Genomic DNA, 24,860 nt, shown 5'->3' on the forward strand with positions numbered 1-24,860 from the left:
CTAAACTCGCCACTCTCCTTCCATGGCAGCCCGCACAATGGATTTGCACTCAACCCCACGCCTCGCTCAGCCCGAAGACGTCGATGCGCTTATAGCGCTGGACGCCATTGCCCGGCATGCGCCGCAACGGCGGTCCTTCATCGCCCAGGCAATCGCCAGTCGCCAATGCTGGGTAGCTGCGGACGCGCACGATGCCTCGCTACTGACGGGGTACGGCGTGCTCAACGACGCCTTCTACGACCATTCCTTCATTGCGCTGGTCGTGGTGAGGGAGTCGGCACGCCGCCGCGGTATTGCCGGAGCCATCATGCGGACATTGGAGGCGCAATGCAGGGGTAGCAAGTTGTTCACTTCGACGAATGCATCGAATGCTCCGATGCAGGGTCTTCTTAGCAAACTGGGCTTCATCAGGAGCGGGCAGATCGACAACTTGGATGAAGGCGATCCCGAGCTCATCTTTGTCAAATTCCTCTCGTGAGGCGGGTGTTCGCACGCGAACCCGCGAACACCGGTCATGGCTACCCCCCGATCACCAATCGTAGGTCATCTCCACCGACGCCACGCGCTCTTGGCCGTAATAGCAACCGAACGCGTAGTTGCAGTCCGACACATACTCGCGGTCGAAGATGTTCTGTACATTCAGGCTGGCCTGCAAACCGCGAAGGCTCGCGTCGAATTTGCCCAGGTCGTAGCTGACGGTAGCGTCATACACCGCGTAGGCCGGCACGTCGAACGAGTTGGATGAATCACCCGGTTTACGGCCGGTGTAGCGGGCACCTGCGCCGAAGGTGAGGCCGTTGAGCATGGCCTGGGTAAAGTGGTAATCCACCCACAGGGACGCCGATACCGGCGCCTGCGACTCGCTGCGGTTGCCTTGGTCGCCGTAGTTGCTCTTGGTGTAGAACGAGTCGATGTAGGTGGCTGCCGCCAGCACGTCGATGTTGTCGAGGGTGGACTTGAGTTCAAGTTCAACGCCACGCGAGCGCACCTCACCGTCCTGCGCCTGGTACTGGGGGTTGTCGTCGTCCTGAGTCAGCACGTTCTTCTGCTTGACCTGGAACACCGACGCGGTGAGCAAGGTGCCCTCGACCGGCTGATACTTAACCCCCACTTCGTACTGTTCACCCTCGGTCGGCTCAAACGACTTGCCGGCGCTGTCCGTGCCCAGTGTCGGCAAGAACGACTGGGAATAGCTGACGTAAGGCGCCAGGCCAAACTCGGTGACGTAGGTCAGGCCGATACGGCCCGTGAACTTGTTGTCACGCTGTGAAGCGATGCTTTTGGCCAGCAGGTCTTTGTTGTCGATTTCTGCCCAGTCCTGGCGGCCACCAACGGTCAGGATCCACTGGTCGAGCTTGATCTGGTCCTGCACATACACCCCAGTCTGGCGAACGGTATTGTCCCATTGGGTGTCCAGCACAGGGGTCACGCTGCTGGTGTCGTAGTTGTTCTTGCCGTAGAGGTCGACCGGCAACACGTTGTAGGCGTTGTAGCCATCGTATTTGCGGGAGAAGTGGCGGTAGTCCACGCCGGCCAGTGTGGTGTGCTGCAGCGCGCCGGTATTGAATTTGTACTCAAGATTGTTATCGAGGGTGTAGGCGATATTGTGCTGGCGCCAGTCGAGCTTGACCCGGTTGGCCCGGGTGTAATCCACCCCCTCGTCGTCCGTAACGAAACTGCGCAGGTAGAAGCCTTTGTAGCGGTCACGCACATCGGTGTAGCGCGCTGTGGAACGTAGCGCCAGGTCATCGCTGAAGCGGTGGCTGAAGTCGTAGCCGAAGATGTACTGGTTACGCTTGTAATCGTTGTAGTGCGAGTCGCCCGAGAAGAAGTCGCGGTCGATGCGCTGGCCCGTCGGGCCACGCTTGAGCGAACCGATCATCGGCAGCGACTGGTAGTCGGCAAGGCCGTCGTCGCGCTGCACCTGTGCCAGCACCGTCAGGGCGGTGTCTTCGTTCGGCGCCCAGGTCAGGCTCGGTGCCAGCAGCAGGCGCTCGCTGTGGGTGTGCGCCACCTGCTCATTACCTTTGTCAGCCACACCGACCAGGCGATAGGTGAACGTGCCCTGCTCATCCAATGGGCCGCTGGTGTCGAACGCACCGTTGGCCCGGTTGTAACTGCCGGCACCTAGCTTGACCTGGTTGCGCTGCTCGCGGGTCGGGCGTTTGGAGACCATGTTGATCAGCCCGCCCGGCTGGTTTTGCCCGTAGAGCACCGACGATGGGCCCTTGAGCACCTCGATGCGTTCCAGGGTATAGGGGTCGATCTGTGGCGCGCCGCCCAGGCTGCCCGCATACGGCAGGTACGCGCCATCCAGGTACAGCGGGGTCGGGGCGAAGCCGCGGCTGGTGATTTCGTCGGCAATGCTGTTGCGATCGGTGAACCCCCCCGTTGCCAGCCCCGGCGTATAACGCAATGCCTGGGTCAGGTTGCGCGCGCCCTGGGCCTGTACCTGGTCAGCAGTGACGACGTTGATGGCCTGCGGGATTTCCAGAATCGGCGTATCAGTCTTGGTCCCCGTCGCGCTGCGGGTGGCGACATAACCGGTTACCGGCCCGTAGGCCGACTCCACGGACGTGCCAGTGATGCTGGTACTGTCGAGTTGCAGCGTCGACGCGTCCCCGACCATGGGCAACAGCGAATAGCTGCCATTGGCCTGGCGCAGCACCTGCAACTGGCTGCCCACCAGCAATTGGCGCAGGCCGGCCTCGGCACTGTAGCGGCCATGCAGGCCTGGCGACTTCAACGACTGCACGTAGGACGGTTCGAACGACACGGTCACCCCCGCCGCCTCCGCGAACTGGGTGAGCGCAGCGCCCAACGGGCCGGCCGGGATGTCGAATGCGGCTTCGACACGGGTCTGGGCCATGGCTGGCGGGGCGATCATCGCCGCAGCCAGAGGCGTCGCGAGCGCGATGCTGAACAGCGCGCGATTGACCGCCCGCGTCAAGGGGTTTTTGGCACAGTTGATGAGGATAACGGGGTTGCGAGTGTCTGAAGGGAGCATGGGTATTCCTTTCGCCCTGCGGCAGTTTTTTACGGCGTCTGATGCGCCTCTACTTAACAAGTCGAATGAGAATTGAAATCGATAACCCCCCTTGGGTAAAAGAGTGCCTGCTTTTGGTTTTGATGTGAGGCATATATCGAGCGCCGCACGCGGCGTTTCGCAGCACAAGGCTGCTCCTACATTTTTTCGGGCCAATTATTCCTGCGCACAGGCGCGACTGGCCCGAAACAACTGTAGGAGCAGCCTTGTGCTGCGAAGCGCCGCGCGGGCGGCGCTCGATCTCATAGGCGCTGAAAATGCTGAGCGAACACCTTAAAAAACCCTCAAACAGCCTCGACCCGCGTCCAGAATCGGCTGAACCGCCGAATGCGTACCGGCAAGGTGCGGGTGAGGTTGTCCAGGGCAGTATCGATATCGCCCAGCTGAAACGCGCCGGACAGGCGCAGCTCGCTGACGGCCGCGTCACACCCCAGATGGCCGGCCCGATAACGTTGCAGTTCGCTGACAACATCGGCAAGGCGCCAGTCGTCCACCACCAGCATGTCGCGGGTCCAGGCATCCGCCAGCGCTGTCGCGGGCTGCACCAGGCCGGCTTCATCCGCGCGAAAGATTAGCTGCTGACCGGCCTCGACACGCACGGCCGCCAGCGAGTGCGCCGTGCGTACCTCCACGGCATGTTCCAGCACGCAAACCCGAGTGACGTCAGCATCACAGCGGACAGTAAAACGCGTGCCCAGGGCGCGAATGCTGCCTTGTTCGGTGTGCACGATGAACGCTCGGGCCTGCGCGTCGCGCGCGGTTTGCACAAGGATCTCCCCGCCCAACAGGTGCAAGGCGCGCCATTGGGCGGTGTAACGGATATCGACAGCGGTGGCGGTGTTCAACTGCAAGCGGCTGCCATCCTCCAGGCGCAGCGAACGGCGCTCGCCAACCCCTGTGCGTTGGTCGGCCATCAACCGCGCGATGCCCCCCTCGTGCCAGGCCAGCCCCCCTGCCCCACCCGCAGCCAGCACAATCGACATCACCTTGAGCACTTCGCGGCGCTTGGCCCTGGCACTGCTCAGGGTTGGCCGAGCGATGCCCGGTGCCACGTGCTCGAACGTGCCCTGCAAGCGCGCCAGGCGCTCCCAGGCCTGCCGGTGAAGTGGATCGCTGAGCAACCAGCGCTGATGCGCGGCGCGCGTACGTTCATCGGCATCGCAGCGCAACTCGACATACCAACTCGCCGCGGCTTCGAGCACGTTCCGATCCAGTGGCGGGGCCCCGGCCACGGTTCAGTCCTCAGCCAGCATCAGGCAATGGGTCAGTGCCCGCACTGCATGCTTCTTGACGGTGGTAACCGAAATATCCAGGCGCCGCCCGATCTCGACATAGCTCAAGCCATCCAGCTGGGCCATCAGAAAAATCTCCCGGGTGCGGGCGCCCAGGCCGTCGAGCAGGCGGTCGATTTCCATCAACGCTTCGATGATCAACGTACGCGCCTCGGGCGAGACGTCGACCTGCTCGGGGCGGGCGGCAAGCGTTTCCAAATAGGCCTGCTCAACAGCACGGCGGCGGAACATGTCGATCATCAGGCTACGGGCGATGCTGGAGAGGTACGCCCGTGGCTCGCGCAGCTCGGCCGCCTTGCGCAGGGTCAGCACGCGGATGAACGTGTCCTGGGCCAGGTCCGCCGCATGTTCGACACACCCGAGCTTGTTACGTAGCCAACCGCACAGCCAGGGATGGTGCTCCGCGTAGAGGGTATGCACGGTTTTTTGCAGGGAAGGGTCAGCGCAGGACATGGGGTGAACCGGTCAGGACGTCTTTAATAATGACTCTCATTTAACATGAGCCATCCAACGCTGTGCAACTCTTCATTCACGCGACATCATTCATGGCTTCATTCATGCCGCTACTGCCATGCCGCCAAGCTGTCTTCCGGCCCATCGGCATGGCTTTTAAAAAACGCCCTCAAGTGCTCGATGAAACACGACACCTTCGCGGACAGGTTCAAACGCTCAAGGTAAACCGCGTAGATATCCGCCGGCGGTGTCTGGTAATCACCCAACACCTCCACCAGGCGCCCGCTGCGCAAGTGGTCCGCCAGGTTCCATTCGGCCCGCATCAGGATGCCTTGCCCCTCCAACGCCCAGTTCAACGCCACCTCACCATCGTTGGTGCTCAGGCTTCCACGCACCTTGACCGATTCTGACTGCTTGCCACGGCTCAAGCGCCAGACGCCAAAGGCGGCATCGTTCTGGCGTAACACGATGCAATTGTGTGCAGCCAGGTCCTTGGGCACCTCGGGTGTGCCGCAGGCTTCCAAGTAGCTGGGTGCGGCACACAGCCTGCGGCGGTTGGCTGCGATCTTGCGCGCGATCAGGCGCGAGTCAGGCAGTTCACCAAAGCGGATGGCCACATCGATTGCGTCATTGGGCAGCTGGATGGGCCGATCGGTCAGGTGCAGTTGCACCTCCACCTCGGGGTAACGCTTGGCAAACGATGAAATCGCCGGCCCCACATGGGTACGGCCAAAGCCCAACGGCGCATTGACCCGCAGCAGGCCCTTGGGCTCGGCGCGGCTGCTGGACACCTGACGCTCCATCTCCTCGATCTCACCCAGTATGCGCCGGGCATTGACCAGGTAGGTCTCGCCCTCGGCGGTCAGGCTGATGCTGCGCGTGGTGCGGTTGAGCAACCGCACACCCAGCCGCTGTTCCAATTGCGCCAGGCGCTTGGAGACCGCAGGTGGGGTCAGGTTCATCTCACGCGCGGTGGCAGCCAAGCTGCCCACGCGGATGAGCTGGGTGAAAAAGGCCAGCTCGGACACTGGGTTCATAATTAACCTGAAGGAAACAATGAGTTGAATTTCATTGTATTACACGGTTTTTGAAAAACCATTACCTTGGCCCTGCGTGATTAACCCTAAAAAATCTGGGCTATCGAGCTGCCACGGCCAGGTGTTGCCTGCCGCCACCGATAAGCCCAGCCGCCACAAGAACCGACTCACAACAATAATTCGGAGACGGCAATGGCCAAGCGAGTGTTAGGCAAGTTGTACGTGCAGGTGCTGATCGGGGTAACCCTCGGGGTACTGATCGGGGTGTTCTGGCCACAGGTCGGCGCAGACCTCAAGCCGGTGGGCGATGCCTTCATCAAACTGATCAAGATGGTCTTCGCACCGATCATTTTCGCCACAGTGGTGCTGGGCATCGCCAAAATGGAAAACATGAAAGAGCTCGGCCGCGTGGGCGTGCGTGCGCTGATCTACTTCGAAGTACTGTCCACCTTTGCCCTGGTGCTGGGCCTGGTCGTGGTCAACCTTGTACAGCCTGGGCAAGGCATGAACGTCGACCCGGCCACGCTCGATGCCAAAAGCATTTCCACCTACACCGCGGCAGCTGCAAACAGCTCGGGCGGGTTCATCGACTTTCTGTTGCATGTCATCCCCGGCAGCGTGACCGATGCCTTTGCCAAGAATGAGATCTTGCCGATCCTGCTGTTCTCGACCTTGTTCGGCATCGCCCTCTCGCACCTGGGCCCGCGCGGCAAACCGATGGTCGATGTGCTTGAAGCGTTCTCCCACGGCATGTTCTTCATCGTCGGCATGATCATGCGCGTGGCGCCGCTCGCGGCCTGCGGTGCAATGGCATTTACCGTCGGCAAGTACGGGCTGGGCTCGATCGTCTCGCTCGGCAAGCTGATGGCAACCATGTACCTGACCTGCTTCCTGTTCGTGGTGATTGTGCTGGGCGCCATCGCTCGGCTGTCCGGTTTCAGCCTGTGGAAGTTCCTCAAGTACCTAAAGGAAGAACTGTTCACCGTACTGGGCACCAGTTCATCGGAGTCGGTGGTGCCGCAACTGATGAACAAGCTGGAGAAGGTCGGCGTGTCCAAACCGGTGGTGGGCCTGGTGATTCCTTCCGGCCTGACCTTCAACCCGGACGGGCAATGCATCTACTACACCATGGCGGCCATTTTCATCGCCCAGGCCACCAACACGCCACTGACGCTGATGGACCAGTTGATCGTGCTGGGCGTGCTGCTGCTGACCTCCAAAGGCTCTGCAGGTGTGACCGGCTCCGGCTTCATCACCCTGGCCGCGACCTTGGCAACCATGGACAACATCCCCGTGGCCGGCATGGTGCTGCTGCTGGGCGTCGACCGCTTCATGTCCGAGGCCCGCGCCATCACCAACACCATCGGCAACGCCGTCGGCACCGTGGCCATCGCGCACTGGGTTGGCGCGTTGGACAAACCGCGCATGGCCCAGGTGCTGGACGGCCAGCTACCCGCAGAACCCGAAAAACCCGAGGCCGCTCAGCTACACACCCCGCTTCTACACAGGGAGGCCAGCACCAGCGGCACCCTGGCCCCCTGAAAACGCAGACATCGAACAATCAGCCTTGTGATGCAGTGAGGAAAAAACCGTGGATAAAGAATCAGCCGTGTCATCGCTCACCGACGTGATGGCGAAGTTCACCGCCTATATCGGCAAGCGCCTGCCCAAAGACGTCAAGGAGAAAACCGCAAAACTGCGCGCCGCAGAAACCAACCCACTGGCCATCGCCGTGTATGACTCGATGGCCGACAACCAGGAATACGCCGACAAGCTCGACCGCCCCAGCTGCCAGGACACAGGGGTCATTCAGTACTTCATCTCGGCGGGGGCCAGGTTCCCGCTACTGAGCGAGCTTGAAGGCATTCTGGAAAACGCCACCAAAGAGGCCACCATCAAGGGCCCGCTGCGCCACAACGCGGTAGAAACCTTCATCGAAAAGAACACCGGCACCAACACCGGCTCGAAGATCCCGTGGCTGGACTGGGAAATCATCCCGGATGCCGACTACGCCATTGTCGATGTGTACATGGCCGGTGGTGGCTGCACCTTGCCAGGCTCGGCCAAGGTACTGATGCCAGGCCAGGGTTATGAAGGGGTCACTGAGTTTGTTTTCGACGTGATCACTTCGCGAGGCGTCAATGCGTGCCCGCCCCTGCTGGTTGGCGTTGGCGTGTCGACCTCGGTGGAGACCGCTGCGCGCCTGTCGAAAAAGGCGATCCTGCGCCCGGTCGATTCCAGCCACCCGAACGAAAGCGCCGCCATGATGGAACAGCTTCTGGAAGACGGCCTCAACGAAATCGGCATCGGCCCGCAGGGGCTGACTGGCAACAGCAGTGTCATGGGCGTGAACATCGAGTCTTCCGCGCGTCACCCCTCGACCATTGGCGTCGCGGTATCGACCGGTTGCTGGGCGCACCGCCGCGGCAAGATCCGCATCAACGCCGACCTGTCCTACGACATCCTCTCGCACGAAGGGGTAGTACTGTGAAAAAGATCCTGACCACCCCGATCAAAGACGAAGACCTGTCCAACCTCAATGTCGGCGACGTGGTTTATCTCACCGGCCAGTTGGTGACGTGCCGCGACGTCGCGCACCGTCGTTTGATCGAGCTCAAGCGGGAGTTGCCGGTTGACTTGCGCGGCGGTGCGATCTTTCACGCTGGGCCTATCGTGCGCAAAAAAGACGATGGCAGTTTCGAGATGGTGTCCATTGGCCCGACCACCAGCATGCGCATGGAGAAGTTCGAAAAGCAGTTCATCGAGCAAACCGGCGTCAAGCTGATCATTGGTAAAGGCGGCATGGGGCCGGAAACCACCACCGGCTGCCTGGAAAACAAAGCCGTGCATGCGGTGTTCCCAGGGGGCTGTGCGGTGCTGGCTGCAACGCAGGTAGAAGAGATCGAACGTGCCGAGTGGCAAGACCTGGGGATGCCTGAAACCCTGTGGGTCAACCGGGTACGGGCGTTCGGCCCGCTGATCATTTCCATCGACACCAAGGGCAATAACCTGTTCGAACAGAACAAGGCCCGCTTCAACGCGCGCAAAGGGGCGGTGATCGAGAAGATCAACAGCCAGGTTCGCTTTATCAAATAACCGCGCCAAATCGGGGCCGCTAGGCGGCCCATCGCCGGCAAGCCGGGCTCCCACCTCGACTGCACAGACCTCAAGCCATGTGCAGTACCTGTGGGAGCCAGGCTTGCCGGCGATGGGCTGCGCAGCAGCCCCCATACAAGCACCTCATGCCTTCGACAATTCGCCAATCTTCTCCAGCCGCGCCCGCACGATGTTGCGGCTGATGTTCAACAACCGCCCGGTCTGCAGCTGGTTCCCGTGGCAATACCGATACGCCGCCCGGAACACCGTCTCCTCGATGTGCTCATACAGGTTCGGCACGTTCTGCTCGAACAACGCCAACAAGGCGCTTTCAAGGTTAAGCGGCGCCGCGAGCGCGGCCGGGGCGTTGGCCTGCGTGGCATACACCTGGGCCGCACCTTGCGGCCTCATGTCCACCAGGTGCAGGTCTGCGGGCGCTACCACCTGGTAGCGGCATACCAGCAAGGCATGGTGGATCGCGTTCTCCAACTCGCGGATGTTGCCCGGCCAGCTGTGGGCCAGCAATTTGCGCTCGGCATCCGGGCTGAGCGACGCACGTTCATAACCCAGGCGCCGGCAATGCTCTTCGATGAAAAATTCGGCCAAGGGCAGGATGTCGCCGGGCCGCTCACGCAGCGGTGGCAGGCGGATGGTGGCGACGTGCAGGCGGTAGAACAGGTCTTCGCGAAAATGCCCCGCCACCACGGCGTCGGCCAGGTTGACGTTGGTCGCGGCCACCAGGCGCACGTTGATCGGGATCGGTGTACGCGAGCCCAGCCGCACGACTTCGCGCTCCTGCAGCACCCGCAGCAACTTCACCTGCATGTTCAACGGCAGGTCCCCAATCTCGTCGAGGAACAGCGTGCCGCCATTGGCCGCCTCGAACCAACCGGCCTTGTTCGAGGTGGCACCGGTGAACGCCCCTTTCTCATGGCCGAACAGTTCGCTTTCCACCAGGGTTTCGGCAAAGGCACCGCAGTTCACCGCCACAAACGGTTCGCGGCCACGGCGGCTCAGCTGATGGATGTGGCGAGCGACAAGTTCTTTGCCGGTACCGGTTTCGCCGATGATCAGGGTATTGGCCTCGCTGGGCGCCAGGCGCTCGATACGGCTGAGCAGCTCCTGGGAGCGAGGGTCCTTGAACACAAGCACGGTGGCACGTACCGACTTGGTCAGCTCTCGGGCATTAGGGTGGGTGATCAGCGACATGGGGGCATTCCTGGCAATTGACGCGCAGCCCCATAGTGCCCGAAACAAATTAGATCAAAAAATTATTAATTCATCTTTATATATTCCATTTTTGAATATTTGATTTTCCAGCAGCCGACTGCTGCTGCAGCAGCAACGCGCCAGCACTGCCCTGCGTGCCGATCAGCAGGCTGGGCTGCCCGCCGCGCCCCTCCCATGTGCTGAAGGCCCCGCCGTTAAAGGCCTGCAGCCACCTTTTCAAAGACTGGCATGCATTTCGCTCCTGGCCTGGCAATGCCTGGTTCGCTGCAGCACGCGGCCCAGACCTGTTGAACCCTTGTTTGGAGCCCCACATGAACACATTCTGGCGTCACGGCCTGGCCCTGTTGGGCGGCCTGTTACTCAGCCTGACCACATTGGCCGCCGAACCACCGGCAACGGTGCGCATCGCCATCGTTGCCTTCACCCAAGGCGGCGCGCCGGTCTTCGGGGGCATCCCGGGGCGGGTGATCGAAGACGGCTGGCTCGAACAGCAGTTGGCCGCCCGCGGCGTGAAACTGCAATGGACCGCCCTGCCCCACGCCGGCGCCGGGCCACAAATCAACGAAGGCTTCAGCAACGACAGCCTGGACTTCGCCGTACGCGGCGACCTGCCCTCGGTCATCGCTGGCGCCGGCCAAGTGCCCGGCAAGCTGATCGTGCCGGGTGGCAGCGGCAACAACATTTACCTGGTGGTGCCCAGCGGCTCTGCGGTGCGCAGCATCCAGGACCTCAAAGGCAAGCGCCTGGCCCTGCACCGCGGGCGGCCATGGGAATTTGCCTTCAGCAACTTCCTGGAAAGCCAGGGCCTCAAGCTGACCGACTTCAAGATCGCCAACCTCAACCCACAGGTCGGCGCCGCCGCCGTGTCGGCCGGCAAGGTCGATGCCGCCGTCCTGCTCAACGAAGCCTACGCCCTGGAAGACAAAGGCGTGGCGCGGATCCTCTGGTCGACCAAGCAAGGCGCCAACGACTGGCGGCTGGTGTCCGACCTGTGGGGCACCGACCGCTTCGTGCAGCAGCACGCCGACCTCACGCAGCTGGTGGCCACGGCCTGGGTGCGCGCGGCCTGGTGGATCTCCCAAGCGCAGAACCGCGACGCCTATTACGCGCTGTCGTCCCGCGCCGGGGTGGCCGAAAGCGTGCTGCGCCGCGATGACCAGGACGACCCGGTGGCCTGGAAAGCGCGCTGGGCGCCGAAAAGCGATGCCCAACTCAAAGCCCACTACGACGCCCTGGGCCACTACGCCTTGGCCAACCGCCTGATCCGCACGCCCTACGACATCACCAGCGACCTGGCCACTGGCTTCACCCGCCAGGCGCTGATCGACCTGCAGCTCACCCACTACTGGCCGTCCCTGGACGCTCAAATCAGCCAACAACCTTGAGAACATCTTCCATGAAATTGCCTGTTTCCATCGTTTTCGGCCTCAGTGCCCTGGCCTTTTCCATTGGCGCCCTGGCCGCCGACACCTACGCCCCCAAACCCGACCCGCAACAAGGCGACGGGCGCGTTTCGAGCTTCTACACCTGGTCCAAGGCAATCCCGGCCACCCCCGGTAAACTGCTGCGCAGCGAGCCGCTGGACTCAGCGCTGAGCTTGCCCAACGCCGCCAGTGCCCAGCGCATCCTCTACACCTCGCTGGACGGCATCGACGGCAAGACGCCAATCGTGGTCTCTGGCGCGCTGTTCATTCCCAAGGGCCCGGCGCCCGCCGGTGGCTGGCCGGTCGCCAGTTGGGGCCACGGCACCGTCGGGGTGGCGGATATCTGCGCACCGTCCTGGGCCGGGCGTTCCTACCGCGATGTGCAGTACCTGAACCGCTGGCTCGAAGAGGGCTATGCCATCGTCGCCACCGACTACCAAGGCCTGGGTGTGCCCGGTGGCCACCCGCTGCTGAACAACCGCATGGCCGCCTACGGCATTCTCGATGCCGCCAAGGCCGTGGTCGCCGGCGTACCGGGGCTGGCTGACAAGGTCCTGATCATCGGCCAATCCCAGGGTGGCGCTGGTGCCTTTGCAGCCGGTGCCTATGCCGCAACCTATGCACCCAAACTGGGGGTCAAGGGCAGCATCGGCACCGGCGTGATCTACACCGTGGGGTCGAAAAACGTCGGTGAGCAGGACCAGAACAAGGTCGACCCGGCCCTGGCCTACGGCTTCTACACCTTGCTCGCCGCACAGCAGTACGACCCGAGCATCGACCCGCGCGACTTCTACACCGACAAAGCCCTGCCGCTGTTCGAGCAGGCGCGCACCAGTTGCCTGTCGGCACTGGTCAGTGATGTGGTCGGCACCGGCCTGACCCCCGCCAACGCCAAAAAGGACTACCAGGGCGACCAGCTCAAACCGTGGCTGGCCCAAGTGTCGTACCCCACCCTCAAACTGGCCCAGCCGATCTTCATCGGCACCGGCGCCGAGGACAAGACCCCTGCCGCCGCGACCCAGGTTGCACTGATGCAGGATGCCTGCAAGGCCGGCTCGGTGGTGCAGGGCCATCTGTACAAAGGCCTGGGCCATAGCGAAACGGTCAACGCCTCGCTCAAGGACTCGATCCCCTTCGCCCGCCAGGTCATCAGCGGCCAGCCAGTCACGCCCAACTGCAGCCCCAGCGTCCAGTAAGGAGGCCACCCCATGAGCATCGAATTCTTCACCCGCCTGCCACTGCATGGCGAAACCCAGTACCTACCTGGCGACCCGCGTAACCGCGGCGACTGGCACGCGGGTGGCGACAGCAGCGGTGCGGTTTCCGGGTTCGCGGTAGGTGATCACTTCACCTACATCGATTACCTCGGGCAAATCGCCCGCGCTGCGGAAATCAACGGCTTCGGCGGCGCGCTGATGGTCAATGCGCCCACCGGCGAAGAGCCGTGGACCGTGTGCTCGCTGCTGGCACGGGAAACCCGCACGCTCAAATTCGTCACTGCGTTCCAGCCCTATCACTACACGCCCTGGGTGGCCGTGCAACAGGCCGCAACCTACCAGCGCGCCACCGGCAACCGGCTGGTGTGGAACATCATCAACGGCGGCTCCGATGCCCTCCAACGCCAGGTCGGCGACTTCGAGGGCCACGACGAGCGTTACGCCCGCGCCACCGAGTTCATGGACGTGGTACGCGGCTACTGGCACAACGAGCAATTCCACTACGAGGGCACCTATTACCGTGCCGAAGGTGGCGGGCTGCGCGGGCCGCTGAAAAAAGCCGAGCTGCCGCTGATCTGCACCGCCGGTTCTTCGCTGGCCGCGCGCGAGTTCGCCGCCAAGCATGCGGACTTCTACCTGATGCGTGCCGAACACCCGGACGAGATCGCCGCGCTGATCGCCGACATCCGCGCCCGCGCCTTGAAGTGGGGGCGTACCGACATTCGCTTCGGCCTGTCCATCGACGTGATTGCCCGCGAGACCGAAGAGGCCGCGCGGGCCGAGGCCAAACGTTTCTTCGACGAAGGCGTGGCCAAGGGCACGGTCAAGGCCCGCGCCGCCCACGCGGGCCTGCGCACGGCACGCAAGCTGAGCTACGAGCACGGCTACAGCGACAAGGACGAGCAGCAGGCCTTCGACGATTTCTTCATCCACCCCAATGTGTGGACCGGCTTCGGCTATATCGGCATCCCGCCAGGCTGCGCGCTGGTGGGCAGCTACGCCAACGTGGTGGCGCGCATCCGCGAGTACCACGGCATCGGCATCGACCTGTTCTTCCTTGCCGGCTACCCGCACCTGGAAGAAGCCTACCGCCTCGGCGAGCACATCTTGCCGCACTTCCGTGGCCAGCGCGCCGCCCTCGCCCGCCCGGCGCCCACCCCCGTGCAACTGCACGCCAGCAACGGGGGCTGACACCATGGCCTGGGACGGTTACCCATTGAGCCGGCGCGCCTTCATTGGCCATGCCGGCGTACTGGCCGGTGGGCTGCTGGCCGGCTGTGGCCCAAGCGACAGCCCTGGCGACGCGGTCGCCGACCAGCCACGCCATGGCGGGCGCCTGCGTCTTGGCATCATCGATGGCAACCAAAGCGGCAACCTCGACGCCCATAAACCGGTCGGCAGCGGCATCGTCCGCGGCTTTGCCTTGTACAGCAAGCTGTGGGAGTGGGACGAGCAGATGCAGCCGCGCCTGGCCCTGGCCGAGTTCGCCGAGCCCAACGCCGACGCCAGCGGCTGGACGTTGCGGCTCAAGCCTGGGCTGGAGTTTCACCACGGCAAGACCATCGACGCCGACGACCTGATCTTCTCCATCAGGCGCCTGACCGACCCGCAGCTGGCCTCGCCCTATGCGGCGCTGCTGCACTGGGTCGACCGCGACAACCTGGTCAAGCTCGACGATCGCACCGTGCGCCTGGCTTTTCGCGAAGGCCGCAGCTACCTGCCGTTGCCCGAGACGTGGGTCAACTTCGGCGGCATCGTGCCGGTGGACTACCACCCGGTCACCAACCCGGTCGGTGCCGGCCCTTACAAACTCAAAAGTTTCACCCCGGGCCAACGCTCGCTGTTCACCCGTTTCGACAATTACTACAAGCCCGGCAAACCGTATGCCGATGAACTGGAGATCATCGACTTCAAGGACCAGACCGGCCGCCTGGCGGCCTTGCGCGCCGGGCAGATCGACATGGCCAACGTCATGTCCACCGAGCACCTGCAAGTGCTGCAGGCCGACCCACGCCTGCGCCTGCTGAAGTCGGTGAGCGGCAATTGGTTGTCGTTCGACATGAACACCACCAAAGCGCCCTTCGACGACCCGCGGGTGCGTGAGGCGTTTCGCCTGCTGGCAGACCGAGAGGACTTGGTGCGCCGGGCACTCAATGGCCAGGGCCGGGTGGCCAACGACCTGTACGCCCCTTTCGACCCCACCTTCGACCACAGCCTCGGGCCACGGCCGCATGACCCACAACGGGCGGCGCAATTGCTCAAGGACGCGGGCCACGAAGGCCTGCAGGTGGAACTGGTCACGACCCCAGGGCCTGGGCTTGCCTCGGCCCTGGTGCTGGCCGAACAGGCACGGCGCATCGGCGTGACGATCACGGTGCGCCAAGTCGACCTGGCGACGTTCCAGGGGCCGCAACGCGACGACTGGACGTTGAGCACTGGGGGCAGCATCGGTGCGCCGTTTCTGGCCAGCGCCATCCATACCGACGCGCCGTTTGCCGTGGCCAACAAGACTCACTTCCACGACCCGGCATTCAGCGAGGCCTTCCTCGCTGCCATGGCCCAGCCCGACCTTGAAAAACGCAAAGCCCTGGTGCACCGCGCCCAACGCATCCAGTACGAACGCGGCGGCATGCTGATCTGGGGCTTTGCCGACTTGCTCGACAGTGTCAGCACACGGGTCGGTGGGGCGCAGGCGGAGCAGTCCCTGTTCAGTACCTGGCGGTTCGAGAGCCTGTGGCTCATGAGCTAAACGCTGGGCCAGCACAATCTTCTGTGGGAGCGGGCTTGCCCCGCGAAGCAGGTACCCCGAGTGGATGGCACGGGCTTCGCCCGTGTTCGCGGGGCAAGCCCGCTCCCACAGGGGGCGCATAGCGCCCCCGGCAGTCGCCATAGGCACCCAATAACCGCAGGCGCGGCTGCGCCCTCGCTTTTCCCATTCCCGAACAGAACGAGGCTCAGCCCCATGCTCCGCGTTGCCTTGCTGCACCCGACATTCCAGCCCAGCGCCCTGGCACTGGCCATCCTGGCCGCCAGCGTACCGCTGGCCTACGCCGAGGACACCCAACTGCAAACCGTCACCGTCCAAGCCGAACAGGCTGACGACGACGCCCTGCCCACGCGCCCACCGGCCTCGATCTACGGCGGCCTGGAAAGCAAAGTCCTCGACACCCCACGCTCGGTCACCCAGATCAACGCCGAGCAACTGGCCCGCGACCCGATCCAGAGCTCGGACGACCTGGTCAAGTACGCCCCCGGCATCACCCGAGGCGGCGGCCAGAACGCCGGCATCGCCCCGCAAATGCGCGGGCAAAGCTCCGAGGTGTTCCAGGATGGCCAACGCGCCTACGGCGTACGCCACCCCGCCAACTTCAACGCCTATGAAGGCGCCGACATCGTCGCCGGGCCCTCGTCGGTCACCTACGGATCGGTCAGTGGCAGCGGCGGCTACATCAACTACCTAAGCAAGAAGCCCGACTTCAACCGCTTCCGCACCCGCCTGAGTGGCGAAATCGGCAGTTGGATCCCCGATGGCGAATCACGCGATGCCACCCAATTCAGCATCGACAACACCGGCCCCCTCAGTGACAGCCTGGCCTACCGGGTCAGCATCACCCGCCAGCGCCAGGAAACCTTCTACGACAACGTCGACAACAACTTCGACGCGTTCTACGGCGCCCTCGCCTGGCGCAACGACAACCTGCGGGTGGACTGGAACGCTGCCTACGACGACTACTACGACTACAACATCACCCACGGCTGGAACCGCGCCACCCAAGACCTGGTCGACCACGGCAGGTACAACGCCGGGCGCGCCACGCCGATCATCCAGAACGGCAACAGCCTGTGGTCGCCGGTGCTGTCGTCGGGTGCCAGCGATGCCCAGGTACTCGGCTGGGTGCAGCGCCAGCGCAACGCGCAGGGTCTGTACCAGGTGGTCGATGGCAGCTTCCAGGGCGCCTCACCCAATACCCAGGCCAGCCCAGGCAGCTTGCGCGGCTGGGTGTACGACCCGTCGCTGGCAGGCAATGGCCAGACCTCGCTGTCGTCACAGACCGGCCAGCGCGCGCAGGACCAGAACCGCTCGCGGCGCTTCACCACACAACTGCGCGTCGAGGGCGACCTGACCCCGTCGATTACCCTGGCCAACAGCACCTTCTACCAGCACTCCACCGACACCACCGATGCGGTGGGCGCGTTCCAGGTGCAGGGCAAGGACGACATCTTCGACAACCGCTTCGAGTTCCGCGCCCGTGGCCAATGGCAGCTGGGCGGCCTGACGCTGGTCGACGACAGCAACACCGGGCTGATCTACCGCCGCGAGACCAACGAGTCGATCGCCGCCAACAACAATTTTGGCTCCACCATCAACGCCTACGACCTCACCCTCGACCCGACGCTGAAAAACCCTGGCGACCTGCTCGACCTGAGTGGGCGCAACCCCGCCGGTGGCAACGGAGCCTGGATCGGCCAGCCCGGCGTGCCACAGTTGTCCAATTACTATGGCTGGCTCAACCTGCCCGCCATGTACCCGGCAGGGCACGGTTTGTACGCTGAATCGGTGGCGCCCTACACCGCCGACAGCACCTGGACCACCCAAACCCTGTTCAGCCAGCACAACCTGCGCCTGGGCGAGCGCGTGGGGCTGAACGTGGGGGCCAGCCGCAGCTGGATCGATGCCCGTATCGAAAACCCCTTCGTGCTCGCGGGCGGCAACCCGCGCAAGGACTCGGACAATTACCGGTTGTTCTCGGTACAGGTCAGCCCCTATTTCAAACCCACCGACAACAGCACCCTGTACTACACCTTCGACCGATCCCTCGCCGTCAACACCGGGTTCTTCACCAATGGTTTGGGCTGGGGCAGTGGCGCCGGGGCCAACCAGCTCAACCCGCTGGCGTTCGAGAGCCTTAGCGTGCTGCACGAAGTGGGGCTGAAGGTCGAAGCCATGCCCGACCAGTTGTTCTTCACCTTGGCCGCCTACAAGCAGGCGCGCGACCAGTCGCCAGACAGCAACAACAACATCGCCCGGTTGATCGTCAAAGGCTGGGAAGCGACCCTGCGCTACCAGGACCCGCACCTGCGCGGCGGCCTCAACCTCAGCCGCATCAGTGCCTACAACGAGTTCACCAGCCAGGCCGGGTTCGCCTCGGCCGGGTTCATCCCCGACAACGGCACCGTGTTCGGCGACAACAACAGCCTCAACCAGCGCCCGTCCGGCAAGTTCGATGCGGTGCAGATTCCTGAGTACAACGCCGGCGGCTATGTCGATTACCGCTTCGATTCCGGGTTCGGCGTGGAACTCTCTGGCTGGTGGACCAGCAGCTGGTACCTGAACCTGAGCAAGACGGTGAAGGTGCCCGACGAATACAACCTCGACCTTGCCGCGTATTACCGCCAGCCACAGTGGGGCGTGACGCTGCGCATGCTCAACGTCACCGACGAACTGAATTTCGTCAGCGGCCTGGCCGGCTCGACCAATACCTTCCTGCAACCCATGCCTGGGCGCACCTTGCTGGCCCAGGTCGATTACCAGTTCTGACCCTTCCTCAACGTAAAAGGCCATCGCCATGTCCATTGAATTCGTCGGCATGATTTTCCCCCGCCAGTGGTCCGAAACCCGCGGCGTGCGCTCGCCCGACTTCGACCTGCCGTTCATCCGCCACCACGCCCGCGCCCATGAGCATGCCGGTTTCGACCGGGTACTGATCGCCAGCGGCCCAGGCAGTGCCGACAGCCTGCAGATTGCCGCCTATGCGGCCGCGCACACCGAGCGCCTCGGCTTCATGATCGCCCACCGCCCTGCCCTGACCGCGCCGACGGTGGCCGCGCGGGCATTCGCCACCCTCGACCACACCACCGGCGGCGGGCGCATTCGCCTGCATGCGATCACCGGCATCACGGCCGAGCCGCAAGAAGGCGACACCCTGCTGGACAAGACCGCGCGTTACCAGCGCGCCGACGAATACCTGGAGATTGTCCGGCGCACCTGGACTGCCGAGGAGCCCTTCGACTTCGAAGGCCGCTACTTCACCATCAAGGGCGCTTTTTCGCCGGTCAAGCCGCTGCAGCAGCCGCATATCCCGATTTCCTTTGGAGGCTCGTCCGACATCGCTTACCAAATCGCCGTCAAACATGCCGACCTGTATGCCCTGTGGGGTGAACCGCTGAGCGGCGTCGCCGAGCAGATCGCCAAGCTCAAGGCTGCGGCGAGTGCCGCTGGCGTGGCGGCGCCACGGGTGAGCTTGTCGGTGCGGCTGATCCTGGGTGCTACCGAGGAACTGGCCTGGCAGCGCGCTGAGCAGATCCTCGCGCAGATCAAGGCCAACCCGCAGTTTGCGGCGGATAGCCCCTGGCAGAAGCGCATCAAGGGCACCGGTTCCGACCGCCTGCTCGCCGCCGCCGCCCGGGCGGACCGGCATGACCGGGCATTGTGGATGCCGACGGCGACGGCGGTGGGGGCTTATGGCGATACCACCGCGCTGGTGGGCACGCCGGAGACCGTGGCCCAGGCGTTGCTGGATTATGTCGATTTGGGGGTGAGCACCTTCCTCAACCGCGGGTATGACCCGTTGTACGACACGGTGGATTACGGGCGCTGGGTGATTCCGGCGGTGCGCGAGGAAGTGCGGCGGCGGCAGGCGCGATTTGTCGGGTGATACCCCAACCTGTGCGCACCGTTACTGTAGGAGCGGCCTTGTGTCGCGAAAGGGCCGCGAAGCGGCCCCAGCAATCTAGGCGTCGATGCTTAGATCGTGGGGCTGCTGCGCAGCCCTTTCGCGACGCAAGGCCGCTCCTACAGAGATCGCGTCAGCAGAATTCAACCTACTGACAGGCTAGGCGAATGCGCCACCAAGGTCCGGGTATAGCCATCAACCGGCCGCCCAAGCACCTGCTCGGCCGACCCCTCTTCCACCACCCTGCCCTGGCGCAACACCAACACCCGGTCGGCTATCGCCCGCACCACGCCCAAGTCATGGGTGACGAACAACACGGTCAGCCCTTCACGCTGCAAACGCCGCAGCAATGCCAGGATCGACGCCTGCACCGACACATCCAGCGCCGAGGTAATTTCGTCGCAAACCAACAGCCGTGGCTCACAGATCAACGCCCGGGCAATCGCCACGCGCTGCCGTTCTCCCCCTGACAGGCTGTGCGGATACAGATCGGCCACACGGGCCGGCAGCGACACCCGCGCCAACACGGCCTCGACCCGGCTGCGCGCCTCGTCACCGCGCACACTGAAGAAATGCGCCAGGGGTGCGCTCAAGGTCTGCGCGATCGTCTGCCGAGGGTTCAACGCCCGGTAGGGGTTCTGGAACACGTACTGGATCTGGTGACGCAGCCGCGCATCCCGTTGACGCGCGGTGAACGCCAGCGGCTCGCCGCCGTAACGCAGTTGCCCCTGAACGTTCTCGCCTAACCCCGCGATGGCCCTGGCCAGGCTGGTCTTGCCCGAACCGGACTCGCCCACCAGCGCCAGGCATTCGCCTTGCGCTACCTGCAGTGAAATATCGAACAGCACTTGGCGGTCGTAAGCCACATCCAGCCCCTGCACCTCCAGCAACACCTCTGCACTTGGCGCCGCTGCTACCTCGACACCCCGCTCGCCGAGGGGCAGCGGCTCACGGTAGGGCGCCAGGCAAGCGACTTGCTGACCGCCCTCGAACGCCAGCAGCGAAGGCTCGATTACCGCACATTCGGCACGTCGCCTGGCACAACGAGGGGCAAACGCGCAGCCCGCAGGCCGCTGCCCCGGCGCCGGCGCATGGCCGCCAATGGCTTGCAGCGGCTGGCGTCGGGCAATATCAGGAATGGCCGCGAGCAAGGCACGGGTGTAAGGGTGTGCCGGTGCTTTGAACAAGGTTTCGCGCCCCGCCACTTCCACCAGCCGCCCGGCATACATCACCATCACCCGGTCAACCAGGTCGCGCACCACGGCCAGGTCGTGCGTCACGTACAACGCCGCCACACCGTGCCCCCGGCACAGGCGCTTGAGGGTTTCCAGCACATGCGCCTGGGTGGTCACATCGAGCGCCGTGGTCGGCTCGTCGAGCACGATCAGTTTCGGCCGCAGAACAAACGCCAGTGCCAGCATCACCCGCTGTTGCTGCCCTCCGGACAACTGATGAGGAAAACGCCGCAGAAAGGCTGGGTCGTCTGGCAGGCCGACATCCACCAGGGTCTCATTGATGCGTTGCTGCAATGCATCTGTGGTCAGCTTGGGCTGATGCGCCAACACGGTTTCACGCAACAAGGCGCCTATGCGCAGAGCCGGGTTCAGCGCTGTGGCCGGGTCCTGGGCGACGTAGCCAACCAACCCGCCCCGCGCCAGGCGCAAGGCTTCGCCCTCAAGCTCCAGCACCGCCTGCCCCGCCACCGCAATGCGCCCGCCGGTAATCCGCGCACCTTGCCGCGCATGGCACAGCAAGGCCGTGGCCAGGGTGGTCTTGCCCGAACCGGACTCGCCCACCAACCCCACGATCTCTCCCGCCGCCAGGCTGAACGAGACATCGGCCAGCACATCGACCTGCCCCGCCAGTTCCACCCGCAGGTCGCTGACTCGCAACACGTCGCTGTCGACTTTCAACGCCGCCGTCATGGTTGCTTCTCCCCAATACGTGCACTGACCCGGCCGATACCTTCCGCCAGAATGTTGGTGCCATAGGCGAACACGGCAATCAGCAGCGCCGGTGCCAATACTGCCCAGGGCTGCACCAGCAGGCCGGCCTGGTTTTCGTTGATCATCAGCCCCCAGTCCGCCGCCGGCGGCGCTACGCCATAACCCAGGAAGCTCAAGCCCGAGAGCATGCCCACCGCCCAGGTCAGCATGTTGCCGAAATGCACCAGCAGCGGCGTCAGGATGTTCGGCAGGATTTCGCTGAACAGGATGCGCCAACGTGAGTAGCCCATCATCTGCGCCGCCTCGACGAACTCCTGGCCCGCCACCGCCACCGCGCTGCCACGCGCCAGGCGCACGACCCCTGGGGTAAACGCGATGGCCACGGTCAACACGATCAGCCACGGCGCACGGCCGAGCATCGAGACGATCAGCAGCACCAGAATCAGGTCCGGAAAAGCCAGCGAGACATCCGCCGCCCAACTAATTGCCTGGTCCAGGCGGCGGCGCGAAAAACCGGCCAACAACCCAAGGCTGCCGCCGACCACCAGCGCAAGGGTGGCCGCTGCCACCGACATCCACAGCACCGAAACGCCCCCGCTGAGCAAGCGAGACAACAAGTCGTGGCCAAGAAAATCATGCCCCAGCGGCGCACCGGCAGTCGGCGGCCCATACACCGGCCCGACCATGGCCGTCGGCGCATGCGGCGCAAGCCAGGGGCCCAGCAGCGCCAGCAACATCACCAGCGCGGTAATCACGGCGCCGCGCCGCACCTGCGGGTCGGCCAGCCAGCGGGTCTCAGTCATGGGTTGCCTCCTGGGCAGGTGTACGGCGTGCGCGTCGCCACCACGGGCGAATGCCGCGCCGGTTGCGGCGGATCATCTTGACCCGGCGCGCAGTGCGCAGCTTGGGGGTGAGCAGAACAGTCAGCAGGTCGGCCAGCAGGTTGATCAGCACCACAGCCAGGGTGATGACCAGCACCACGCCCTGGATCATCGGCAGGTCGCGCATTTGGATCGCCGCATTGAGGGCAGTGCCGATGCCCGGGTAGCTGAAGATCACTTCGGCCAACAGTGCGCCGCCGACCAGCGTGCGCAGGGTCAACGCCACGCCCTGGATGGCCGGGGTCAGGGCGTTGGGCAAGGTATGGCGCCAGACGATGCGCCGCTCCGGTATACCGCGCAAGCGTGCGGCCACCACGTAGTCGGACTCCAGTGCCTCAATCATCGAGGCGCGGACCATCCGTGTCAGGTACGGCAGCGCCGACAGGCTCAGGGCAACCACCGGCAGCACCAACGATGGCAACTGCCGCCACAAGGGCAATTGCGGGTCGAGGATCGACACCGCCGGCAGCCAGCCCATGCCGGGCATGGAAAACAACAGCACCAGGCCAATGGCCAACAGAAAGCTAGGCGTAGCCTTCAACAGGATCAAGGCCGACAACCCCCAGCGGTCCAGCGGCCGGTCACGGCGCAGCGCCAGGCTCACGCCCAGGGTCAGCGCCAGTGGCACCACCAGCGCCAGCACGCCGGCCAGCAAGGCCAGGGTGTGGCCGAGCCGCCCGAACAGCAGCTGTGCCACCGGCACCTGCGAGTCCAGCGAGAGGCCCAAGTCACCGCACAATGCCGCCCCCAACCAACGCAGGTACTGCACCAGGATCGGCTGGTCGAGGCCTAGCTGGCGCTGCAAGGTCACGATACTGTCCAGTGGCGCATCGGGGCCAAGGATGACCCGCGCCGGGTCCGAGGGCAGCGCCTGGGTGGCGATGAACACCACCAGGCTGATGACCCAGGCGGTTAGCAGGCCGTAGCCCAGACGGCCAATGAACCAGGCCAGCCAGGCCGGCGTACGTGGGGAACGGTGAGCGTGATCAGGCATGGTTCAACCAGAGTTCGTCGAAGCGCCAGGAGGCGAAGGTGGTCTGTTCGGGGGCGAGCCCGCCGACCTTGGCGGACGCTGCATCAAGCACGTCCGAGAAGCCCCAGATCAACAGCCCGCCACGTTCGTGTTGGATTACCTGGGCCTCATGTACCAAGGCCTTGCGCCGCTCCAGGTCGGGCTGCGCCAGCGCCTGGCCGTACAGTTCGGTAAACCGTGGGTCGTGAAAATTGCTGCGGTTGTAGATGGCTTGCGGCGCATCGTTGTGCAGCGCCGAGGCGAGGAAACCGCGGGCCGGCGTCGAACCCGGCGACAGCTGCCACTGCTCGCGCTGTGGGCCATTGAACACCGAGCCGTCGACCTGGTTGACCTTGACCTGCACCCCCGCCTTCTGCGCCTGCTGGGCAAACACCAACGCCGCGTTCACCCCTGGGCCTGGTGTGGTGGTCAACTCGACACGCAAGTCGTCCTGCCCGGCCTGGCGCAGCAGTGAACGGGCCTGATCAAGGTCGTACGGGCGCTGGGCGATCGCGTGGTTGTAGGTCGGGTCGTGTGGCGAATACAGGTCGTTGGCGATACGGCCGAAACCATTGAGCCCACGCGCCACCAGCTCTTGCCGGTCGGCGAGCAGCCGGAACGCCTGGCGCACACGTACGTCCTGGAATGGCGCCTTGGCCAGGTTCAGGTTGAAACCGGTGAACGAGGTGCTGGGCGAGGCGAACAAGCGCAGGCGCGGGTCAGCCTTGAGCAAGGCACTGTGCTCGGCCTGCACCCCGCTGGCCACGTCGATCTGCCCTGCGCGCAAAGCCGCCGCGCGCGAGACCTGGTCCTTGAATTCGATGATCTCCAGCTCATCCGCATAAGGACGGTTGGGTTTGTAGTAGTTTTCGAAGCGGGTGTAGAGCGAGCGTTGGCCAGGGATGAAGCTTTTGAGCTTGTAGGGCCCGGCGCCGACCGGGTTGGTCAACGGATGATAATCGGTCGGCACGATGCCGCCGAAACTGATCAGCGTTTCATCCAAGGGATAGAAGCTTTGCCCCTGCTTGAAGCGGATCTCGATCGTGCGCGCATCCAGTTTGCGCAGCGCCTGACGGTCGATGGCGCCGACCAGCCCGGCAAACGGCGAGGCCAACTGCGGGTCGGTCAAACGCAGGATCGAGAACAGCATGTCGTCGGCGGTGATGCTTTTGCCATGGTGAAATTCCAGCCCCGGCTTGAGGCGGATGGTCCAGGCGCTGGCATCGGCATTCGGCTCGGCGAACTCGGCCAAGGCCAGCCGTGTGCTGACATCCGGGTTCCATTCCCAGAACTTGGCGTACAGCGCCCAGCCGCGGATGATGCCGCCGCCCACCGGCTTGTGCGCATCGAGGTTGCCCGCCTGGTCTCCGTCGATGATACCCACGCGCAACTGCCCACCATGTACCGGCGTGGCGGGTAATGCGATACCGCCAGCCGTGGCAGCGGGCGCGCCACCATCGCAGCCGCCGAGCAGCCCGCCACCGAGCAGCAGGCCGCCCCCGACGGCCAGGCTGTTGCCGAGAAACACCCGGCGCGAAAACTCACTCATCAC

20 protein-coding genes are annotated in these 24,860 nt (G+C 64.1%); 10 read left to right on the forward strand and 10 right to left on the reverse strand.

Annotation, left to right across the window (positions count from 1 at the left end):
- Positions 1-37 precede the first annotated feature (37 nt).
- Positions 38-478, forward strand: coding sequence for a GNAT family N-acetyltransferase (locus tag OO306_RS00700; RefSeq protein ID WP_265967394.1), 441 nt, complete (start codon positions 38-40; stop codon positions 476-478).
- A 51-nt stretch (positions 479-529) separates the two neighbouring features.
- On the opposite strand, the gene OO306_RS00705 is transcribed toward OO306_RS00700, so the two are convergent.
- The 4 genes from OO306_RS00705 to OO306_RS00720 form a co-directional block, all read right to left on the reverse strand.
- Positions 530-3,007, reverse strand: coding sequence for a TonB-dependent siderophore receptor (locus OO306_RS00705; protein ID WP_265967395.1), 2,478 nt, complete (start codon positions 3,005-3,007; stop codon positions 530-532).
- Between the two features lie 323 nt (positions 3,008-3,330).
- Positions 3,331-4,278: a FecR domain-containing protein gene (locus tag OO306_RS00710; protein ID WP_265967396.1), complete on the reverse strand. Its 948-nt coding sequence runs from the start codon at positions 4,276-4,278 to the stop codon at positions 3,331-3,333.
- A 3-nt stretch (positions 4,279-4,281) separates the two neighbouring features.
- Positions 4,282-4,791: a sigma-70 family RNA polymerase sigma factor gene (locus tag OO306_RS00715; protein WP_027593739.1), complete on the reverse strand. Its 510-nt coding sequence runs from the start codon at positions 4,789-4,791 to the stop codon at positions 4,282-4,284.
- A 110-nt stretch (positions 4,792-4,901) separates the two neighbouring features.
- Positions 4,902-5,828 carry a LysR substrate-binding domain-containing protein gene (locus OO306_RS00720; protein WP_027593740.1) on the reverse strand — a complete coding sequence of 309 codons (927 nt, stop codon included), beginning with the start codon at positions 5,826-5,828 and terminating at the stop codon, positions 4,902-4,904.
- A gap of 192 nt (positions 5,829-6,020) precedes the next feature.
- On the opposite strand from OO306_RS00720, the gene OO306_RS00725 reads away from it, so the two are divergent.
- From OO306_RS00725 to ttdB, 3 genes are read left to right on the forward strand one after another with little or no spacing between them, the layout of a single operon-like run.
- Complete coding sequence (locus tag OO306_RS00725) at positions 6,021-7,370, forward strand: dicarboxylate/amino acid:cation symporter (protein WP_265967397.1); 1,350 nt, start codon at positions 6,021-6,023, stop codon at positions 7,368-7,370.
- Between the two features lie 49 nt (positions 7,371-7,419).
- Positions 7,420-8,319: a L(+)-tartrate dehydratase subunit alpha gene (ttdA, locus tag OO306_RS00730; RefSeq protein ID WP_238212120.1), complete on the forward strand. Its 900-nt coding sequence runs from the start codon at positions 7,420-7,422 to the stop codon at positions 8,317-8,319.
- Complete coding sequence (gene ttdB / locus OO306_RS00735; RefSeq protein ID WP_265967398.1) at positions 8,316-8,924, forward strand: L(+)-tartrate dehydratase subunit beta; 609 nt, start codon at positions 8,316-8,318, stop codon at positions 8,922-8,924. The genes ttdA and ttdB overlap by 4 nt, the downstream gene beginning before the upstream one ends.
- 144 nt (positions 8,925-9,068) lie before the next feature.
- Here ttdB and OO306_RS00740 read toward each other — a convergent pair whose 3' ends face one another.
- Both OO306_RS00740 and OO306_RS00745 read right to left on the reverse strand, forming a co-directional pair.
- Positions 9,069-10,133, reverse strand: a complete 1,065-nt coding sequence (locus OO306_RS00740) for a sigma-54-dependent Fis family transcriptional regulator (protein ID WP_265967399.1) — start codon at positions 10,131-10,133, stop codon at positions 9,069-9,071.
- Positions 10,134-10,209: 76 nt separating this feature from the next.
- Positions 10,210-10,467, reverse strand: coding sequence for a hypothetical protein (locus OO306_RS00745; RefSeq protein WP_265967400.1), 258 nt, complete (start codon positions 10,465-10,467; stop codon positions 10,210-10,212).
- On the opposite strand from OO306_RS00745, the gene OO306_RS00750 reads away from it, so the two are divergent.
- From OO306_RS00750 to OO306_RS00775, 6 genes are all read left to right on the forward strand, one after another.
- Entirely contained in the window at positions 10,466-11,539 is a 1,074-nt protein-coding gene (locus OO306_RS00750; protein WP_265967401.1) for a PhnD/SsuA/transferrin family substrate-binding protein, read from the forward strand. The genes OO306_RS00745 and OO306_RS00750 overlap by 2 nt on opposite strands.
- An 11-nt stretch (positions 11,540-11,550) precedes the next feature.
- Entirely contained in the window at positions 11,551-12,774 is a 1,224-nt protein-coding gene (locus tag OO306_RS00755; RefSeq protein ID WP_099429799.1) for a lipase family protein, read from the forward strand.
- Between the two features lie 12 nt (positions 12,775-12,786).
- Positions 12,787-13,986: an LLM class flavin-dependent oxidoreductase gene (locus OO306_RS00760; protein WP_099429800.1), complete on the forward strand. Its 1,200-nt coding sequence runs from the start codon at positions 12,787-12,789 to the stop codon at positions 13,984-13,986.
- 4 nt (positions 13,987-13,990) lie between these two features.
- Complete coding sequence (locus OO306_RS00765; RefSeq protein ID WP_265967402.1) at positions 13,991-15,544, forward strand: ABC transporter substrate-binding protein; 1,554 nt, start codon at positions 13,991-13,993, stop codon at positions 15,542-15,544.
- 213 nt (positions 15,545-15,757) lie between these two features.
- Positions 15,758-18,334 (forward strand): TonB-dependent siderophore receptor, encoded by a 2,577-nt coding sequence (locus OO306_RS00770; protein ID WP_265967403.1) that lies wholly within the window; start codon positions 15,758-15,760, stop codon positions 18,332-18,334.
- A gap of 28 nt (positions 18,335-18,362) precedes the next feature.
- The gene (locus tag OO306_RS00775; RefSeq protein WP_265967404.1) at positions 18,363-19,451 is read left to right on the forward strand and encodes an LLM class flavin-dependent oxidoreductase; all 1,089 of its coding nucleotides are present in this window, start codon (positions 18,363-18,365) and stop codon (positions 19,449-19,451) included.
- Positions 19,452-19,612: 161 nt separating this feature from the next.
- Here OO306_RS00775 and OO306_RS00780 read toward each other — a convergent pair whose 3' ends face one another.
- The 4 genes from OO306_RS00780 to OO306_RS00795 are packed head-to-tail and all read right to left on the reverse strand — an operon-like array spanning position 19,613 to position 24,857.
- Positions 19,613-21,394: an ABC transporter ATP-binding protein gene (locus OO306_RS00780; RefSeq protein ID WP_265967405.1), complete on the reverse strand. Its 1,782-nt coding sequence runs from the start codon at positions 21,392-21,394 to the stop codon at positions 19,613-19,615.
- Positions 21,391-22,218 (reverse strand): ABC transporter permease, encoded by an 828-nt coding sequence (locus OO306_RS00785; protein WP_186703315.1) that lies wholly within the window; start codon positions 22,216-22,218, stop codon positions 21,391-21,393. The genes OO306_RS00780 and OO306_RS00785 overlap by 4 nt, the downstream gene beginning before the upstream one ends.
- A complete protein-coding gene (locus OO306_RS00790; protein ID WP_265967406.1) occupies positions 22,211-23,290 on the reverse strand; it encodes an ABC transporter permease in 1,080 nt (359 codons plus the stop codon). Before OO306_RS00790 ends, OO306_RS00785 begins: the two co-directional genes overlap by 8 nt.
- Entirely contained in the window at positions 23,283-24,857 is a 1,575-nt protein-coding gene (locus OO306_RS00795; protein WP_265967407.1) for an ABC transporter substrate-binding protein, read from the reverse strand. The genes OO306_RS00790 and OO306_RS00795 overlap by 8 nt, the downstream gene beginning before the upstream one ends.
- Positions 24,858-24,860: the final 3 nt, after the last annotated feature.

It is taken from the genome of Pseudomonas sp. DCB_AW (assembly GCF_026240895.1).
GTDB lineage: Bacteria > Pseudomonadota > Gammaproteobacteria > Pseudomonadales > Pseudomonadaceae > Aquipseudomonas > Aquipseudomonas kermanshahensis.